A 19,073-nucleotide genomic window follows, 5' to 3' on the forward strand; every position below is an offset into this window, starting at 1 on the left:
TGTCTAATTCAATAAAATTGAAATAAGATTAGTATGGTTTCCAGAGGAAGTTCTAAAGAGTCATGTCTACATGGTAACAAACTCTTCTCCAGAGGTGGGGTGAATCGCGACACAAGCGTCAAAATCGGCTTTTGTTGCGCCCATTTTTATCGCCACGCCGAAGCCCTGTAAAATTTCATCCATCGCATAACCAATACCGTGCAAACCAACTACTTTCTCGTCAGAACCAACAGTTATCAATTTCATTTTTGTGGCTTGGCGGTGTTGTGTGACTGCGGTGTACATAGCGGCAAAGCTAGAGTTGTAAACTTTGACATTGTCTTTCCCGTAAGTCTCTTCGGCTTCTTTTTCATTGAGGCCAATCGTACCAATCGGTGGATGGCTAAACACAACCGTCGGAATTAAGTCATAATCCATTTTTGCTTCAGGTTTATTGTTAAATAAACGTTCAGACAACAACCTGCCTGCTTTTACTGCAACGGGCGTTAAATCGACCTTGCCGATGTTATCACCAACCGCATAAATGCCCTGCGCCGTAGTATTTTGATACTCATCAACTTTAATATACCCGCGGGCATCTAGCTCAACGCTGGTATTTTCGAGCTGAATTTTATCGTTAGATGGCTCTCGACCGATCGCCCAAACGACAGCATCAGCGTGTAAGGTTTCATCGCTATTTAAGGTGACCAATATACTGCCATCATCTTGTTTTTCTAGGGACTTTACAGCGCTATTTGTATGCAAGGTCGGCCCTTCTTCTGCCATGATTTCCACTAACGTGTCTGATAACACATCATCAAAATTACGTAGTGGCTTTTCTTTCCTAACCAGTAAATGTGTTTCAGACCCAAGAGAGTGCATTACGCCAGCGAGTTCAACGGCGATATAACCAGCTCCTACCACTACTACGCGCTTTGGTTGTTCCTTTAGGTCAAAAAAACCGTCCGAATCTATCCCTAAGTCGGCGCCTGGAATATCCGGTTTTACCGGTCTTCCACCCACGGCAATAGTGATATGCTCCGCAGTAAATAACTTGCCGTCAACATCGATAGTCTTGTCGTCTACAAATTTTGCAAAACCTTTGATTACGGTAACGTCGTTATTGCCTAGTACGCGATCATAAGACTGATGAATTCTGTCAATATATGCGCTTCTGCTTTCAACCAGCTTTGCCCAGCTAAAACTATTGACCGTGACGTCAAAACCATAATCTGGTGCATATGAGTTAATTGCTTCTGCTACCTGTGCGCCGTACCACATGGTTTTTTTAGGGACGCAGCCAACATTTACACATGTGCCACCGATTGCCTTAGCCTCAATAATCGCGGCCTTTTTACCATAGCGAGATGCTCTGTTTGCTGACGCAATACCGCCAGACCCGCCGCCAATACAAATATAATCAAAGTGAGTGCTTTCTGAAGTCATAATCGCCTTTATTCAGTTGTTGTCATGGCATCGTCTAAATGATGCAAAGTTATAACAGTGATGATGAGACCCGTTATTTCAAGTTTTATTTCTATATTTAGCGCAAACTATTTTTAAATAGTTGAGCGTCAGTTGATTTTTAACTATTTTACCCAAGATCTAACCATAGCGACTTTTTTTATAAATACCAATTTTTTGAAATAGGAACATTCATGCCTGCTTTACCTATCGAACACGCCAAAATTGATACCACTCAGCTCCCACGGTTTTCAGCTATCACCCCTGAAAATATCGTAGATGCAGTTCAGCAGGCAATAGACAAATGCAAAGCGACTGCAGAATCCGTCGTCAAAAGCGCTGAAGTAAGCTATGCCAATGTCATTGAATTGCTCGAAGAAGCGGATGATGAGCTAAGTAAATTATGGTCGCCAATTAGTCACATGAATTCGGTAGTGAGTTCTGATGAGTTGCGTGAAGCACATGACGCGTGTTTACCATTATTATCAGAATATGGCACATACATTGGGCAACACAACGGCCTTTGTAAGCTGTATATTGCCTTACAAAAAAGCGATGAGTATCAATCTCTTTCGCAGGCGAGCAAAAAGTTAGTCGATAATGGTGTAAGGGACTTTACACTTTCAGGTGTCGCTTTACCCGACGATAAAAAAGCGGAATATGCGAAGATTCGTGCGGAGTTGTCGGAATTAGGCTCTACATTTTCTAATAACGTGATGGATGCGACACTTAATTTTACTTACTACACCGAAGACGAAGCGGAATTATCGGGGCTGCCTGACTCCGTAAAGGCGGCGGCAAAACAAACCGCTATGGCAAAAGAACGCCAAGGGTATTTATTTACCTTAGACATTCCAAGCTATTTACCGGTGATGATGTACGCCGACAATGAAAACTTACGCGAAACCATGTACCGGGCATATACAACAAAGGCATCAGAATTTGATACCGAAGATGGTAAGTTTGACAATACCAAAGTGATTGAGAGAACCTTGGCGCTGCGTCAAAAGTTATCAGCCTTACTAGATTTTGAAAATTACGCTGACTATGCGTTACAAACAAAGATGGCAGAAAGCGCCTCTCAGGTGATTAGCTTCTTAGAAGACTTAGCCGAAAAATCTAAACCTCAGGCGCAGGCAGAAATCGATGAATTGAGAGCGTTTGCTGAAAAAGAATATGGTAAGTCCTCTTTGAATGCATGGGATTACCCTTATTACTCTGAAAAATTGAAGCAAGCAAAGTATGCAGTGTCTGATGAAGAATTGAGACCTTATTTCCCGGTAGACAAAGTCTTAACTGGTTTATTTGATGTTGTATCACGCTTATATGGTATCGACGTTGTAGAGATTGATGGCGTTGATACTTGGCATGAAGATGCTCGTTTTTTTGAAATACGACAAGGCAAAGAGTTACGGGGATGCTTTTACTTAGACCTATTTGCGCGTGCGAAAAAACGAGGCGGTGCTTGGATGGACGAATGCAGGGTTAAACGCATTACGGCAGACAATCGTTTGCAAGTGCCCGTTGCATATTTAACCTGTAACTTTAATGGACCAGTCGATGGAAAACCCGCCTTATTCACGCATGACGAAGTTGTCACTATGTTTCATGAATTTGGCCACGGTATTCATCATATGTTGACGAAAATTACTGTCGGGGGAGTATCTGGTATTAACGGCGTCGCATGGGATGCAGTAGAGCTACCCAGTCAGTTTTTAGAGAATTGGTGTTGGCAACCAGAGGCGTTGGCTTTTTTATCTGGTCACTACGAAACCGGTGAAGCGTTGCCAAAAGATCTATTAGATAAACTGCTCGCCGCTAAAAATTATCAGTCAGCAATGCAAATGTTGCGTCAGTTAGAGTTTGCGTTGTTTGACTTCTCTCTTCATATGCAAACTGACACAGATATAGATGTCCAAGCGTTTTTGAATGTTGTCCGAGATAAAATTGCGGTGCTTGTTCCGCCTGCATTTAATCGCTTTCAAAATAGTTTTTCGCATATTTTTGCGGGTGGCTATGCTGCAGGCTATTACAGTTACAAATGGGCTGAAGTGCTATCATCGGATGCGTTTTCTCGCTTCGAAGAGGAAGGCATATTTAATCAACAAACTGGGCAGGACTTTCTTACCAATATTCTTGAAAAGGGCGGTTCAGACGAACCAATGAATTTGTTTAAAGCATTTAGGGGGCGTGAACCGAGTATTCAACCCTTGTTACGCCATTCTGGTATTGGTGAGCACGACGACGCGGCTTAATTGTGGATAGTAATTATGAATAGTACTTTTGAATAACAATTATGGACAATAAGTATGAATAAAACAGAGCACTTTGAACAAATATTTCAGCGTGCCAGCGATCGCAAAGGCGGTGACTTAGCGTTACAGTCATTGGTTTCGAAACCCCTAGAAACTCGAGATTTGTTACAGATACCTGATGACCGATGGTTAGCTGAGTTCACAAAGAAAGTATTTCAATCTGGTTTCGTGTGGCGTGTCGTTCGCCAGAAGTGGCCGGATTTTGAAGAGGTATTTTTTGAATTTAATATTGAAAAAATACTAATGATGCCAGATGAAATGTTAGAGAAAAAGGCGACTGATCCCAAGATTATTAGAAATTTAAATAAAGTACGCACAATTCGCGACAATGCGCACATGATAAAAGACGTTAGTGACGAGCATGGAAGTTTTGCTGCATTTGTAGCCAAGAGAGATTCAAGAGATGTTATCGGTTTGTGGGATTTTTTGAAGCAAAAAGGGGCGCGTTTAGGCGGTAACACCGGTGCATATGCATTGCGATTTTTGGGCGTTGATACATTTATTTTGTCAAATGATGTTGAGGCCTACTTTCGATCTCATGATTTAGTCTCGGGTTCGTTGCGTTCGAAACGCAGTTTACAAACGATACAAGATACTTTCCAATTTTGGCAAAGCACATCGGGGCTGTCATTTCAAGAGTTAAGCCAAATACTGGCCTTGAGTGTTGGTGACAATGCTGTAGGTATAGAATCTACATAAATAAGCCTTAGGCGTGCGCCTATGCATTGCAGTATCGCGAATATGTGTCGCCAATCTTCATGGCGACTACACCAAATTTAATATAAACTAATGACACTAGCTTTATAACACCAAATCAACGAGTTAAGCATCATGTCGAGCGACGTAACTTCTTCACCTTCTAATATTCACGAATCCACAACTGCTGAGAAAGACCTCATTGATTTTGGTTATAAGCAAGTCAACAAAAGTGAGAAAGTTGACTTTGTGGCAAACGTGTTTCACTCCGTTGCGGCGAAGTATGATGTGATGAATGATTTAATGTCTTTTGGCATACATAGACTTTGGAAGCGCTATACCATTGACTGCAGTGGTGTTAAAGCCGGGCAACGGGTATTGGATTTAGCCGGTGGCACGGGTGATTTAGCTGCAAAGTTCAGCAGGATTGTAGGTAAAACCGGGCAGGTCATTCTTGCTGATATTAACCATTCAATGCTGACGGTTGGTAAAGAAAAACTTGTCAATAAAGGGATTGTCGGCAATCTTCATTATGTGCAAGCTAATGCCGAAGAGTTACCCTTTCCAGACAATCATTTTGATTTGATTACCATTGCATTTGGCTTGCGCAACGTAACTGATAAGAGCAAGGCGCTTGCGAGTATGTTTCGTGTCTTGAAGCCAGGTGGTCGTTTATTGGTGTTAGAGTTTTCAAAACCCACTACTGACGCCTTAAGCAAGCTTTATGATGCATATTCTTTTCATGTATTGCCTAAAATGGGTGAGTTGGTTACCCAAGATGGTGACAGTTACCAATATTTGGCTGAATCTATTCGTATGCATCCAGAGCAAACCGTGTTAGAGAGTATGATGAAAGATGTGGGCTTTGAGCAAACAAGTTTTACCAATATGACGGGCGGAATTGTTGCTCTGCATCGAGGATATAAATTTTAGATGCCTGCACTACAAGTAGTCTCGTCTATTGTTGAATTGGCGATAAATACGGCCTTAGGCTTAGCGCGAAACTCAGACGAGTTAGTGCGGGCGCTAAGTGGAAAGTGCTGCACATTGCATATTCAAGAAGTGGACATTACTCTGTCATTGCATTTCTCTTTGCCTCAAAAAATAGACGGTAAAACATCATCAGAAAAGCGCTACGTTGACGTCACCATCGATGACCCTTGGACGGAAGCACAAAAGCAAACCATACTCGACAACCACGCATATGTCAGTATTTCAATAAATGCTTTGCCTGAATTAAAAAAAACAAGCCAGTTAACTCGCCTTATTAAACTGGGTAAGTTGGACTTTTATGGTGATTTGTATCTGATTCAAAAATTAAGCGCGTTATTTGACGAGTTGGATATCGATTTAGCCGAAGTTTTATCTCAATATATTGGTGATGTGCCTGCACATTGGCTATTTACGTTTGCCGGTAGCACAAAAGACAAACTAACTAAACATCGCGAAAGTATTATGCAGGCCCTGTCGGATGCTGCACTCGAAGAAAAACCAATCGCCGTTCGGCCTATTATGTTGATGAATTTTATTGATGAAGTAAAGATACTTCAGGCGGGGGCAGACAGAGTAGCCGCAAGAATAGAAAAATTGGAAAAGGACGTAAATTGATATGAAGCTTCGTCGTTTTTATAAGATTGGGGCTGTATTACTTTCACATGGCCTTGACGAGCTTATTCCTAAGCGCTTTCGCCCATGGTATTTTAGATGGGCAAGAAAGTGCGTATTTTGGTTACCTAACAAACATGCTCCTGATACTCATGGGCGTCGGCTACGGTTAGCCTTAGAATCTCTTGGGCCCGTATTCATCAAATTTGGGCAAATGCTGTCTACTCGCAGAGATTTGTTTTCTCATAATATTGCTAACGAACTTAGTATTCTTCAAGATAAAGTTCCGCCATTTGAATCCTTAGATGCAAAGGTATTGATTGAAAGAGCGCTAGAAATCAACGACATATCTGAATTGTTTGAAGATTTTGAGTTGATCCCATTAGCCTCTGCATCTGTCGCACAAGTGCATTCAGCAACCCTTAAACCGACAGGTAAAAAGGTAGTAATCAAGGTACTTCGCCCGAATATTCGTCAAACCATAGAAGCTGATGTTGATCTCCTTCTGTCTATTGCTGGCTTAGTCCAACGTTGGATCCCTAAAGGAAAACGCTTACGCCCTGTAGAAGTAGTGCAAGAATATAAACGAACAATTTTAGATGAGCTAGATTTACTTCGAGAAGCCGCCAATGGGATTCAAATAAAACGCAATTTTGAAGGTTCTGAAGCACTTTATGTACCTGAGTTTTATAGTGACTACTGCCGAAAAAATGTGATTGTGATGGAGCGCATTTATGGTATTCCGGTATCTGATATTGATGCATTGATTGCGCAAGGCACTAATCTTAAATTGCTTGCTGAACGCGGTGTTGAAGTGTTCTTCACGCAAGTATTTCGAGACAGTTTTTTTCATGCCGATATGCATCCTGGCAATATCTTCGTTTCCAAAGAGTCTCCAGAAAACCCACAATATATTGGTATAGATTATGGCATTGTTGGTACGCTAAACAAACAAGATAAACGATATCTGGCTGAAAACTTTATCGCCTTTTTTAATCGCGATTATCGAAAGGTTGCGGAATTGCATGTAGATTCTGGATGGGTACCAGCAAATACGAATATTGATGACTTTGAGATGGGGATTCGTACGGTGTGCGAGCCGATTTTTCAAAAGCCTCTAGAAGAAATCTCTTTCGCGAATGTCTTGTTGCAGTTGTTTAATACTGCTCGTCGTTTTGATATGGAAGTGCAGCCGCAATTGGTGTTGCTGCAGAAAACGCTGCTTTATGTAGAAGGTCTAGGTAGACAACTGTATCCGCAATTGGATTTATGGGAGACAGCAAAGCCTTTCTTAGAGGCATGGATGAAGGAACAAATAGGTCCAAAAGCGATGTTTAATAGCATTAAGGAAAACTTGCCGTTTTGGAGTGAAAAGTTACCGGAGATGCCAGATCTACTTTTTGATAGCTTACGTCAAATACGAGCGCTACCGAATCAGTTGTCAAGACAGCATCAGGAAGAGATTAACCAACAGCAACGTCTTCAGAGATCTCGAGTCGCTGGGCATTTAGCGGTTGTACTAAGTATTGCGAGCTTGAGTGTATATATTCTAGAGCGAGAGTTTTTATATGGCGCTGTACTTACTATTGGCGCGCTTGTCGCTTGGGTTATCTCATTTAGGCAGCTTCGGTAATTTTCAGTTGCCAACCGGCTCGATGTTGCAACCAACACTCATGGACTAATTCTGTATAAATCATGGGATGTCGAGATTTCAAATCAACACTAAACGTCAAATTCCACTCGTTCTCGTTAATGTTCAAGCGTGGAGTAGGTATAGCGTCACTTCTTCTTCTACTCGTCAATATAATCGCTATTCTAAGAACGCGCATTGCGTTGATAAGGGTTTGTTTTAGCTCGTTTTTGTATTGGGTTAAGGGCGACAAATCAATTTCACCGCGATGTAAAAGCACTAGGTCTTTAATCATCATGCGCTGCAAATTTGTAAATCCAGTGACATCAACGTGAGTTAGTATATAAGCACCATGCTCATTGTAACCTTTAAATCCGATATGCAGGCCTATTTCATGCAGTGAGGCTGCAGCATGAGTAACTACTTCAGTGTCGAAGTCACAAAAGTTGGTTTGATCACACATTGTTTTGCAGAGCGCAGACGCTATTTTTTGCGTGCGCTTGCTCTGCTCAGCATCGATATGAAAGCGGCTAATTAACTGGTTAAGGCCTTGTTGCCTGCGGTCGCTTTTTTGATAGGTTTCGAGCATGCCATAAATGATACCTTCTCTTAACGCCCCACCAGATATTTGCATATTTTCTATTTGAAGATTCTCAAATAAAGCGATTAATATTGCTAAACCACTTGGAAAAATAGCCTGCCTAGAAGATGCCAGCCCTTCAATGATTAACTTATTTATGTGGCCGGCGGCAATACATTCATCTTTTAACTTGTGCAGGTAGTCTAGTCGTATAGCATCACTCACACCGCGTTTAACTAATATCGATGTGACTGCTTGCGGCGTCCCTGAGGCACCTAAGCATTGACCCCAGTCAAAGCAACGGAAAGTGTTAACATGGCTTTGCATTATCTTGCTTGCTTCACTAAGGGCTTGATTAAAACCTTTGGCAGTAATATTTCCTTCCGGAAAGTACTTCTCCATGAAGGTTACACAACCCATATTAAAGCTAGTAAGATGCAATGGTTGTAAGTCTCGACCAATGACGACTTCGGTACTTGCGCCACCAATATCTATCACCAAGGTATTGCCTTGATTTGCAGATGTGTATGCAACACCTAGATAAATTTGTTTTGCTTCTTCATCCCCACTAATAATATTTACTTTGTGATTAAGTATACGCTCGGCAGGTACTACAAAGTCTTTTGAATTAGTGGCTAAGCGAAGTGTGGCTGTGGCCACAATTTTGATGTTTTTAGGGGGGATATCTTGAAGTTTTTCCGCAAAATTACGTATGCAGTTAAGTCCGCGAGCGATTGCTTCTTCACTTAACTCGTTGTCGTCATTCAATCCAGCAGCAAGGCGCACTTTTTGTTTGTTTTTGCTCACAATCTGCACGCTACCTGACAACACTCTAACAGTCACCATATGGAAACTGTTTGAGCCTAAATCTACTGCAGCATAATATTCATCCTGCATCGCTGCGGGTTGATACTCACCCATATGTCTTACATCGTCCTATTTCTTTGCTGGTGCGCGTCTACGAGGCGGTTTTCCTCGGTTATTGTCTCTTCGTCCACCGTTGCCGCTACGGGAACGATTATTTCGACTGCGCATTTGAGGTTTTTTAACGTCTTCCAGTAGTATGTTTGGGTTATAATCTGTCACTGGAATTTCATGGCTAATGTACACTTCGATTGCCGTCAGGTTTTGCGCATATTTTTCGCAAGCAAAGCTAATTGCATAGCCTAACTCTCCGGCTCGCCCAGTTCTTCCAATACGATGCACATAATCTTCGGCATCATCGGGCAAATCGTAATTGAACACGTGCGTTACTTTTTCAATGTGAATACCTCTAGCGGCAACATCTGTAGCGACTAACACGTCAAGCTGACCTTGTGTGAAGTCGTTAAGAATCTTAATTCGTTTCTTCTGTTGCACGTCGCCACTGAGTAAACCAACTCGGTGTCCATCTGCTTCTAACCAGGCAGCAACAGTTTCACAATCGTGCTTCGTATTGGCAAATACAATCGCTTTATCAGGCCACTCTTCTTCCATTAAGGTTAAGAGCAATAGAGCCTTGTCCTCATTGGACGGATAAAATAGCTCTTCTGTAATGCGAGTATTGGTTTTTGTTTCAGGCTCTATTTGTACGCTGGCAGGATTGTTCATGTGTTCATAGGCAAGTTCTTGAACTCGCATGCTCAAGGTCGCTGAAAACAGCATATTCAGACGTTTTGCAGGCTCGGGCATACGTTTAAATAGAAAACGTATATCTTTAATAAAGCCTAAGTCAAACATGCGGTCGGCTTCATCGAGGACGGCAACTTGTACGTTACTTAAAGAAAACACGCGTTGTTTGTAGTAGTCAATGATGCGGCCCGTAGTACCGATAATGATATCTACGCCGTCTTGCAATTGTTGGCGTTGACTTTCATATCCTTCGCCCCCATATACTACCGCAAGCGACAACCCTGCATGTTTACTAAGGGCATTGGCATCGTTGTATATTTGTATGGCTAGTTCCCGTGTGGGCGCCATAATAATAGCACGAGGTCCGTGTTCCGTCGTTTTTGTATGGTTGTTGAGTAAGTGATGAAAAGTAGCCAGTAAGAAAGTCATCGTTTTGCCGGTCCCAGTTTGGGCTTGACCTGCGATGTCTTGGCCAGCAAGTAACTGCGGCAAGCTCATTTCTTGAATGGGCGTACACTGAGTGTAGTTCTCTTCCTTCAGCGCGGATAGTAATTGCGGATGGATCGGAAGCGAATCAAAAGTCGTATCTGTTAAATGTGTTGTTGGCATAGCTTATAGCTTATCAATGCTTGCATTAAAAACAGTTTCTATATAACACTATTAGGTAATGACAGAAAATTAATTCTACAATTTCCTAACTCGGAGAAAAGAATGAGCGACAAAATAATCGCATTAAGCGACGAGAAATTTGAAGCCGATGTAATCAATGCATCTGGTCCTGTATTAGTGGATTTTTGGGCAGAGTGGTGCGGCCCATGTAAAATGATCGCTCCTATTCTAGACGAAATCGCTGACGAATACGAAGGCAAACTGACAATTGGTAAATTAAACGTTGATGATAACAATGAAACGCCACCTAAATATGGCATTCGAGGCATCCCAACGCTGCTTTTATTTAAAGATGGTGGCGTTGCCGCAACGAAAGTAGGTGCGCTATCTAAAACGCAATTGAAAGAGTTCTTGGATGAGAATATCTAGAAAGTTCTTAAGGTAATTTATAGAACGGCCGGTTATTTCTAATCGGTCTTTTATATTTTGTTACACAAATATATCACCTGGCTAAATTTTCTGTTTTTGAGCTTGTCTGTTGCTGAATATGGTAGTCTTAGTTGAATGCTATACAATTACCGTTTTCCAAGCAATTAAAGCAACCCGTCTATAAAATGTGTTTAGGTACACTTCTAATATTTTATTAGAAGATAAAACCAAGATATTTGGAGGAATCAACAAAGGTTATTCACCGTTATTACCAAGCATTGTTGCATATGCATTGGTTATTAATGATAGTGTGTGACAATTATTTTAAATATAATTTTATGGCGTTAAGTATAAAAAATTTGTAATTTAAAAGGAGACGGCTAACTCCTTTATTTATTGATGAGTTAATTCATTGATAATGTTGGTGCAGCGGACTAGCGTTAACAACCACCATAGGATACCGTGTAGTTACTGGTCGTTATTCCCCAGGATGAATTTATAGTTGTACCGTTCGGATTAGTGGCTGACGCATTGCAGCCTGTTCCATAAGTTACTTCCCCTACAAGGTTTCCTGAAGAATCAAAATAATGATAAACGTCTATAAAACCAGCTTGCACACTAGCTGAAAATAGTAACAAAGCACATATAGTGGATAATATACCCTTTAACTTTTTCATTTATTTTTCCTTATAAATTAAATAAATATCTGTACATTAGTTGTACTGTTTAAGCTTAGGTCTGAGCGGTAAGAATTTCAATGTGTTTTGCAAATAAAACCACTTTTTTTCATATAAAATTGTTGGAGTGCAAAAGTCACCTTTAATTCTAGGCATCAAGAGTTATCAATCTTTCGTTATTTGACGTTCATTGATTGCTACTTCAGGAGTTTTCACAAATGCAAATTAGTCCATTTTTCCTATATCTATTTACTCAGCATCTGCGTGAATTCTATAAATAATTACTAGGTAGCTAATTTAGCTTAACACAGAGATTCGCTAGTTCGTGTATTTTAATATACGCATATCAATACACATTCAAATATACTTATATTTAAGATTAAAAAAGCCCAGCGATAAATACTGGGCTTTTGATTTTAAGCAATGATACTTAAATGATAACTAGCTTATTGAGGTACAGGGAACATACGAATGTTATCAATCTGGAATGTTTGACCTGCGGGAATAGTAAATTGGAGTTGTGTCGCAGCCCCTTCCCAATCAAACTCTGCATCACTAGCAATTGGAGTACCCAACCCATCCGTTGTTAAAGATACTGTATTCAAGTGATAGAAGTATGTATTCCAAGCCGTGGCACTTGGCTCTGCAAATCCTGATTTCCGCACATAGTTCGTGCCATTTTCATCTACAACGGAAACTCCTAGAGGCGCTCCTTTTTCTTCGCTGGCCGAATAAGTAGGGTTTCGCAAATCGAATGATACGATATAACGCATACCTGTTTTGACAGCACCTTGGACTAATTGCGATGAATCTAAGAATAAAGTACCGCCATCTGGCCCCGCCGTTACTTCAAGACCATATTGAAGATCATCAACGTTTTGTTGGCGATTAGCGTCTTCAGTTACCGCTAGTGTAACATCCCCGCTTACTTGCCAGCCGCCTGCAAGACCTTGACTAAATTGGCCTTCAGAAACTAAGTCACGGAATCTCGCGTAGGTAAATTCGACCAACGAAAAGTCATCAAAAGAACCTTGATCAAGACGGAATGTTAAATCGAATACCGAGTCATCTTGGAAGAATTCGTCAGCATCTACATACGTAATGGTATGTTCAAACCATTCCGTTGTATTCAGAGTTGGCGACTCTTCTATTTGGAACACATCATTTGTGTCGGCATTCTTGTTGAATGTTACACGTGCACCACCTTCTGCATCACTTTGTTTGGCGAAAAAGTTGATATAATAATTATCACGTCTTTCAATCTGTCCTTGTTCAATACCAGCTTCATTTAGCTGCAAGAACGTACCGCCTTCGGCATTGTTAAGCCCAAAACTACCTGAATAAGCTGCTTCTGCTGTAACGCCTATTAATCCTGCATCTCCCTCAAACGCTGTCCCTTCTAGTGACCCACCTTCGAAGCCATTGGCTTCTGGGGTGTTTTTATGGAGCAGATTTTGATTCGCTCCGGTAATGACAACACGTAATTCACGTTCATCAGAGGTTAAGTCACCGTCAGTTATTCTGTAAGTATAAGAAAGTACTTTCTCTTCCCCTGGTGCTAGATTTAAGAAAGCATAAGGGTCAACAACAACTGCGTTAGGGTTAGTTAGGTCGATACCATAACCTGTGCTTCCTTCAGCAGGCGTGAAGTCAATGATCTCAGTTGCGTCGCCATCTAGGTCTATTACGCCTTCTTTCAGGCTATAAACCATCGGGAATTCTGAAGTGAGAATATTCTGTGTAAGTACCGGCTCATCAAATTCCGGCGGGTTAAACTCATCCGCCCCTTTAATATTTACAAAAAAGCTACGGTCTACAAAATTGTTTCCGTCAGTTACCTGGAATTTGAATTCTAGATTAACTGTATCACCGCGTTGCAATAGTTCGCCGTAGGGTGATGGGTCTATTTGTACAAAATATTCCTCTACCCCAGTGTCTTCATTGGATCTTACCACGGAATTACTGTCGCTAAACACGCCTTCAGGCACGCCTTCAGGGACTGTGATACCAACCACGCTCAAACGCTCCGCGGTATAATGTTGTTGTTGATAGATGTTTTCCAAGTTGCCAACGTCTTCTTGTAACGCTTGAATATCTTTAATATCTTGATCGTATATGCCTTCAACAATATTGAAGAACACCGGATCGGATTTTTCAGAGATGGTTACGTCAGCTTGTTCTACATCTATTCTTTCACTTGTCGTAACATCTAAGATTGGTTCACCAAGTGAGTTTTGTTGAATAAAGGTGGGCATTGCGTCTTCACCTTCAACTACAACTTTTAAGCGGCGATCTAACACCGTTTCACCATCTGTGACTTTATAGATGATATGAAGCTGTGAGGTATCTCCCTCTACAAGAATTGGCGCAAACATATTGGGGGTTACTTTGACCGAGGATTGTTTTAACTCAAACCCGTAAATAACGCCTGACGTTATCGGTAGGTTTTGCATCTCAGCAATCTCTTGGTCTTGCTCGAAGTTGGTGTTGATCACATTTCCTTCAGCATCAATAAAACCAAGTGCTTCATAAATTGGGTTACATATATCAGGATATGCAGCACCTTCACCTACAGTATTCGAGCAATCCGGCCCTTCCCAAACAAAACGGACATCATTCACTTGCAACAAAGCGCCATTATCTGCGTCAGTGATGCCGGTTAACAAATCGATTTCGAAAAAATCAACGCTTTCAGATTTAGACGTATCGGGGTTTGGGTAGTCATCTGCGCTTTCTTTTACGCGATATTCCCATTCCATTTGACCTGCGTCGTTTGTATATGTCGAACTAACGCCTTCAATTGTTAGGGCTGCAACATCTAATACTGGCGGAGAATTGTTTTCAATTCTAACGATTTCGTTATCAGTGCCGCCACCGCAACCATAGAGCGCGGTCATTACGGCCGGTACTAATAGATTTTTATATTTAAATTTCATTGTAATAATCCTTCACTCTAAAAGTTAACACGTAGGTCAATACGGAATATACGGCCTGTGCGTTGGAGTAATTGTGTTCTACTCTGTGTCGCACCGTCGTCATACACGTTACCTTCGTTAAAGAGTATTTCTTCGCCATTTGCATCAACGTCACCTAAGATGTGTTCTCTACTGGTGTAATAACGTCTTACGCCCTCATCTGTTAAGTTGATTGCTTGGAAAGATATTCTGGTTTGGTCGGTAATCTGATAACTAGCTGAGAAATCGAAAGTACCTGTTCCATCTTGCCATACGGCACCTTCACCAACTGCTCTGTTAACTAGTTCGTCAGTTTTGCCTCGGTAAGCTAAACGAATTTGATGACCATCTTGCTCCCAGAATACCGTTGCGTTGTAACTGTGCTCAGGTGTCCAAGCGCGTGGCCATTGCGGTAATATTTTACCAGGTTCAAGCGTAGATTCTTGTTCGTCCGTTTTACTTTGTTGATAGGTATAGTTCATGGTGGTACCTAAACCAGACCAAATACCAGGTAAAAAGTCGTACACTTGAGAATATGAAAGCTCCATACCTGTAATCGTCGCGCCGTCACCATTTATCTTATTGGTGGCGCTATAAAGGCCACAGTAATTAAGTAGGTCTGAATCATCGAACCACCAATCTTGAGTAACGTTGCTTAAGTTGCCACGTTTAGGCAAACATGCTGCGTCGCCAATACTCGTATATCCGGTAGGGTTTTCGGCAAAATAAGCTCTAATTTGTTCTTCAGAGCGAATCAAATTGGCGACATCATAGTTTTCGATGTCTTTGTCGCGAAGGTCGTCTGCATAAACGATTGACGTTTCATCTTCAAGAAAGTTGGTCATATCTTTGTGGAAGAATGCAACAGACAACAAGCTACTTGGGTTGAAGTACCACTCTAGTGAGAAATCAAGGTTAATCGATTCTTGGGGTAACAATTTGGGGTTATTCAAGGTGATTCTTGAACCCCTTGGCGTATCCGGATCTCCCCAAATGCCTTCGTTTAAATTAAACCCGGGTTTTAGGTCATCAATCGGTGGACGTGACATGGTTTTAGATACCGCGAATCTACCAATTAAATCATCACCAAATTGATAATTTAGGTTTAAGCTTGGTAAAAATAGGTCATATGTATTTGAACCCACTGTTCCAAAGGTGCGTAGGCTGTTGTCAACAGGAACTCGTTGCGGATCGTCGGTGAAAACGTCACTAACAAGGGTCGTAATGTCACTGTGACGCCAGTTCCACCACCAGCCACCTTGGCCAGCATTTTGTGTGGTACGCGGGTCAAAACAAGGGTATCCCGCTGGATCTTGTGGGATACGTGTTGGGTTGGCTGGATCAGTAGTGTAGTCCCAACCATTGCCGTCGATTCTGTTGTTTCTCAGATCACCTTGAGGGTTTGGTGAGAATATATTGTCTTGGTTACAAGTATCAAGTTCAGGGTTTCTTAATTGACGCCAAACAAATGGGTCAAATATTCTGTTGAGCGGTGTACTTTGGAATCGAGCACCTGAACTGCCGAAGGTTTCCAAGTCTGTTCTAACATAACGCACACCAACATCACCAGTTAACTTGCCATCAAAGTATTCAAAATTAGTTTTAAAATACGCGGCGATATTTTCTAATACTGCCCGGCGTGTAGCAGAGTCATCAACTTCTAGGTTATTTCCATCGATGCCATATGCCAAATCTAGCAGTTTTTGCTCGTCTACAAGGGTCCAACCGTCTGTTATGTTGTTTCTCGAAATACCAAATGAAGACATAAAGTCATCAACTGGAAAAGCTTCGTCCGATGTGTAGTTAATTGCACTAATCGTGTTAATGCCTTGACCTTGAATAATCGCTTTAACGCCTATCGGTGAACCTTCTGAATCAAAACGAGTAACGATAACTGGCTGTGTAGTTGTTCTAAATTGACCGGTTTGGTTATCGACAAACTTTTCACGTTCGGAATACTTAGCACCAAATTCGAAACTAGTAATGCCAGCAAAATCAACTTCCCAATCAAAATCAACAAAAGCGGTTTTATTGGTATCTTTTACTTCTTGTTGATTTAACCCCATCCAATTCACTGATTGAGCGGCAATATCATCTGGGTTAAATGCTGCACGCCCGGTCTCATCGCCATTTACTTCCGGGCTATTTAATGACGTGAAGCCGTCACCAAACACTAGTTCACAAATTCCAGTTGTACAATCGTAGCCTGCGGGTTGTATGCCAGTGTGCGGCGTACCAAATTCAGCCGCTCTTGCTTTAACCTGTGCTTGCACACCAAAACCATTGAGAAGGTTCATAGTAACATTATTAGTGGGTTCTAGATGCGTTTCTGAGTAGTTAACGCCAGCTTCCATACTAATTTCATCAGTAAAGTGATGGGTTAAATTTAGGTTGGCAACTTTGTTTACAGTAGTACCACCGCCATTTCGGCGCTGGAAACCGCCGTCAGCAAATCGATTAACTGATTTGACCAATGTGCGAGTTTCGGTATCAATTACCCACCACTCAGATTGTGGATCTGTATACGTCGGAATATTGGGTGTACCAGGATTAGCCGCCGTCGGGTTTTCGACTCCCTCTACAAAATTAGGTAAATCGGCTCTAGATCTTATGCTGACACCGTGGAAAGTATCAACAACCTCTTGGTTTGCCCAGTTAAGGTTTAATACAATGTCTGTATCTTCAGTAGGCTGATACTGGAGGGTCATATCGACGCCTTGGCGATTACGTTCGTTTGTGAATAACGAATACTCTACTGAGTTAGGCACTAGCGCCCGAGTATCAGTGATAATGTTGCCTTGTAGGTCTCTTGCTACGCTTACATCTACAGCATCGTATCTACCTATACGCATTTCATCGCGACGAATAGAGCTCGTTTCGTCATAAGCAGTAATCAAAAAGCCGACAGTGTCATCTAAGAATGCCTTTGAGAAAGTACCCGATATTTTGTAATCAGATTCTTCCGAAAAGTCATTATATCTACCTTGGAAAGTAAGGCTTCTGACATCTTCACTAAGGTTTAAAGGTTTTACTGTATTTAGTAGAATCGACGCACCTAGCGAGCCTTCGTCATGGTCCGCACTTGGTGTTTTTACTACGTTGATGCTTGACAATACATCTGAAGAAAATGCACTGAGGTCCACTGATTGGTTAAAGTCAGCCGTCGTTAGCGTAACACCATTTAAAGTAATAACGTTTTGGTCTGGGTTTGCTCCCCGTACTGTGACTCTGGTACCTTCACCATCAGTCGTTTGTACCGATACGCCTGTTACACGAGATAATGCGTCGGCGATGTTTTGGTCTGTGGATTTACCAATATCTTCCGCGAATATAGAATCTGATACGTTTTTACTAAAACGTTTTTCATTCATGGCTTTAAGGATACTGCCCTTAAAACCAGAAACTTTTATGACTTCAACTTCACCTTCTTCGTCATTTTCTGCCGAAGCAGGTGATTGAGTGACCGCAGTGTTTGCAACTTCATCTTCCGCGGCTTGTTGGTCAGCAAAAGCGCTTGAAGTACTGGCAAGCATAGCCAATGTCAGCGCACTTAACTTAAACCTTCTTCCCGTATTGTTCATGTGTGTCTCCCTTAGGGATGCTGTTCGACTGATATGGTTGTTGGGCAATAACCAAAATCAGAGCCTCTTTATAGTTGTATTTGCGTTGAGTGTTAACAATTGGCAAACAACTTACTAACAAGATACACCTTCACTAGGGTAATAATCTACATCCCTTAACGCTTGTTTTTAGAGAGAAAAGCATGTTTTTTCATTGTGGATTTGACAATCTTAAGGGTTAAACACTTGTTAATTTGTTGGTAAGTTAATGAAATTTAATGGAAAAATTATTTTAACATTTTTATCTCATTTACAGGTGAAAGTTGCCAATCACAAATAAAAATAACAAGATAAAGTAATATTAATAATTAAAAACGTAAGATTCTAAATTAGTCAAAATCAAAATTAAATTTTCACTTCGAAAATAGTATATTTAAAATACATAAGTAGATGTTTTTTTCGAGTATTACTTGTACAGTTAACGTGCGTATTTTTTCAATCAAAACACAGCTTTAACAATGCCTTAGTGATTTTTTATATGCTTGTATTTTTGCCTGCGTTAATGTGGAACACTTTCGTTTTCATTGAAAACAGTTATCGAGTACTTCCACGCTTTACCTCTATGCCGCTTATATAAAGAAATGGTAGCGTTATCATTTTTGAGGGTTGAAGTTATAAATAAATTTTGGGTTTATACAATTCTTATTAGAAATTGAATTTTTATATATCAACTTTGTAACAAATTAGGCATCACGTTTGGAGAGGTTTACGGATAAACCCAGTTATTGCGCATTTTCAAACGATTGAGGTTTGACCTGCAGAGCTTGAGATGACCAAAGTTGTGAGTTAAATTTATGTCGAGCAGGTGCCACTAATTAAATTGTTGTGCCGAATCTTTACATTATTCTCTAGTAAAACTGGACGATTAAAAAAATTAGTGCTAATTTATTAACAACTCACCAAA

Annotated in this window: 12 protein-coding genes; 6 read left to right on the top strand and 6 right to left on the bottom strand. The window is 41.1% G+C overall.

Features of this window, described 5'->3' with window-relative positions; all coding sequences use genetic code 11:
- Positions 1–66: 66 nt before the first annotated feature.
- A complete protein-coding gene (gene gorA / locus QQK00_RS16740) occupies positions 67–1,425 on the bottom strand; it encodes a glutathione-disulfide reductase (protein WP_284218821.1) in 1,359 nt (452 codons plus the stop codon).
- Positions 1,426–1,637: 212 nt separating this feature from the next.
- Here gorA and prlC point away from each other — a divergent pair, with 212 nt between their 5' ends.
- The 5 genes from prlC to ubiB all read left to right on the top strand — a co-directional run bounded on the left by prlC (position 1,638) and on the right by ubiB (position 7,692).
- A complete protein-coding gene (gene prlC, locus QQK00_RS16745) occupies positions 1,638–3,698 on the top strand; it encodes an oligopeptidase A (protein ID WP_284218822.1) in 2,061 nt (686 codons plus the stop codon).
- Positions 3,699–3,752: 54 nt separating this feature from the next.
- A complete protein-coding gene (locus QQK00_RS16750; protein ID WP_284218823.1) occupies positions 3,753–4,457 on the top strand; it encodes a DNA-3-methyladenine glycosylase I in 705 nt (234 codons plus the stop codon).
- A 132-nt stretch (positions 4,458–4,589) separates the two neighbouring features.
- The gene (gene ubiE, locus QQK00_RS16755) at positions 4,590–5,387 is read left to right on the top strand and encodes a bifunctional demethylmenaquinone methyltransferase/2-methoxy-6-polyprenyl-1,4-benzoquinol methylase UbiE (RefSeq protein ID WP_284218824.1); all 798 of its coding nucleotides are present in this window, start codon (positions 4,590–4,592) and stop codon (positions 5,385–5,387) included.
- Positions 5,388–6,062 carry a ubiquinone biosynthesis accessory factor UbiJ gene (locus tag QQK00_RS16760; protein WP_284218825.1) on the top strand — a complete coding sequence of 225 codons (675 nt, stop codon included), beginning with the start codon at positions 5,388–5,390 and terminating at the stop codon, positions 6,060–6,062.
- Position 6,063: 1 nt separating this feature from the next.
- Positions 6,064–7,692, top strand: coding sequence for a ubiquinone biosynthesis regulatory protein kinase UbiB (ubiB, locus tag QQK00_RS16765; RefSeq protein WP_284218826.1), 1,629 nt, complete (start codon positions 6,064–6,066; stop codon positions 7,690–7,692).
- On the opposite strand, the gene QQK00_RS16770 is transcribed toward ubiB, so the two are convergent.
- Both QQK00_RS16770 and rhlB read right to left on the bottom strand, forming a co-directional pair.
- Positions 7,676–9,190 carry a Ppx/GppA phosphatase family protein gene (locus QQK00_RS16770; RefSeq protein WP_284218827.1) on the bottom strand — a complete coding sequence of 505 codons (1,515 nt, stop codon included), beginning with the start codon at positions 9,188–9,190 and terminating at the stop codon, positions 7,676–7,678. The two genes, ubiB and QQK00_RS16770, sit on opposite strands and share 17 nt — an antisense overlap.
- A gap of 15 nt (positions 9,191–9,205) precedes the next feature.
- The gene (gene rhlB, locus QQK00_RS16775) at positions 9,206–10,489 is read right to left on the bottom strand and encodes an ATP-dependent RNA helicase RhlB (protein ID WP_284218828.1); all 1,284 of its coding nucleotides are present in this window, start codon (positions 10,487–10,489) and stop codon (positions 9,206–9,208) included.
- 102 nt (positions 10,490–10,591) lie between these two features.
- Here rhlB and trxA point away from each other — a divergent pair, with 102 nt between their 5' ends.
- The gene (gene trxA, locus QQK00_RS16780) at positions 10,592–10,918 is read left to right on the top strand and encodes a thioredoxin TrxA (protein WP_284218829.1); all 327 of its coding nucleotides are present in this window, start codon (positions 10,592–10,594) and stop codon (positions 10,916–10,918) included.
- Positions 10,919–11,358: 440 nt separating this feature from the next.
- Here the strand turns inward: trxA and QQK00_RS16785 are convergent, their stop codons facing one another.
- The 3 genes from QQK00_RS16785 to QQK00_RS16795 all read right to left on the bottom strand — a co-directional run bounded on the left by QQK00_RS16785 (position 11,359) and on the right by QQK00_RS16795 (position 18,130).
- Positions 11,359–11,595 (bottom strand): hypothetical protein, encoded by a 237-nt coding sequence (locus QQK00_RS16785; RefSeq protein ID WP_284218830.1) that lies wholly within the window; start codon positions 11,593–11,595, stop codon positions 11,359–11,361.
- Positions 11,596–12,041: 446 nt separating this feature from the next.
- Positions 12,042–14,531, bottom strand: a complete 2,490-nt coding sequence (locus tag QQK00_RS16790; RefSeq protein ID WP_284218831.1) for a hypothetical protein — start codon at positions 14,529–14,531, stop codon at positions 12,042–12,044.
- Between the two features lie 17 nt (positions 14,532–14,548).
- Positions 14,549–18,130 carry a TonB-dependent receptor gene (locus QQK00_RS16795; RefSeq protein ID WP_284218832.1) on the bottom strand — a complete coding sequence of 1,194 codons (3,582 nt, stop codon included), beginning with the start codon at positions 18,128–18,130 and terminating at the stop codon, positions 14,549–14,551.
- Between the last annotated feature and the right edge of the window lie 943 nt (positions 18,131–19,073).

Origin of the sequence: Agaribacter marinus (genome assembly GCF_030160655.1) — a bacterium.
In the GTDB taxonomy this organism is placed as follows: Bacteria; Pseudomonadota; Gammaproteobacteria; order Enterobacterales; family Alteromonadaceae; genus Glaciecola; species Glaciecola marina.

Bases quoted from the DNA above. Each gene is read 5' to 3' on its own strand.
- QQK00_RS16785 (WP_284218830.1), bottom strand. From the start codon at position 11,595: ATGAAAAAGTTAAAGGGTATATTATCCACTATATGTGCTTTGTTACTA.
- ubiE (WP_284218824.1), top strand. From the start codon at position 4,590: ATGTCGAGCGACGTAACTTCTTCACCTTCTAATATTCACGAATCCACA.
- QQK00_RS16770 (WP_284218827.1), bottom strand. From the start codon at position 9,190: ATGGGTGAGTATCAACCCGCAGCGATGCAGGATGAATATTATGCTGCA.
- QQK00_RS16795 (WP_284218832.1), bottom strand. From the start codon at position 18,130: ATGAACAATACGGGAAGAAGGTTTAAGTTAAGTGCGCTGACATTGGCT.
- prlC (WP_284218822.1), top strand. From the start codon at position 1,638: ATGCCTGCTTTACCTATCGAACACGCCAAAATTGATACCACTCAGCTC.
- QQK00_RS16750 (WP_284218823.1), top strand. From the start codon at position 3,753: ATGAATAAAACAGAGCACTTTGAACAAATATTTCAGCGTGCCAGCGAT.
- rhlB (WP_284218828.1), bottom strand. From the start codon at position 10,489: ATGCCAACAACACATTTAACAGATACGACTTTTGATTCGCTTCCGATC.
- QQK00_RS16760 (WP_284218825.1), top strand. From the start codon at position 5,388: ATGCCTGCACTACAAGTAGTCTCGTCTATTGTTGAATTGGCGATAAAT.
- ubiB (WP_284218826.1), top strand. From the start codon at position 6,064: ATGAAGCTTCGTCGTTTTTATAAGATTGGGGCTGTATTACTTTCACAT.
- QQK00_RS16790 (WP_284218831.1), bottom strand. From the start codon at position 14,531: ATGAAATTTAAATATAAAAATCTATTAGTACCGGCCGTAATGACCGCG.
- trxA (WP_284218829.1), top strand. From the start codon at position 10,592: ATGAGCGACAAAATAATCGCATTAAGCGACGAGAAATTTGAAGCCGAT.
- gorA (WP_284218821.1), bottom strand. From the start codon at position 1,425: ATGACTTCAGAAAGCACTCACTTTGATTATATTTGTATTGGCGGCGGG.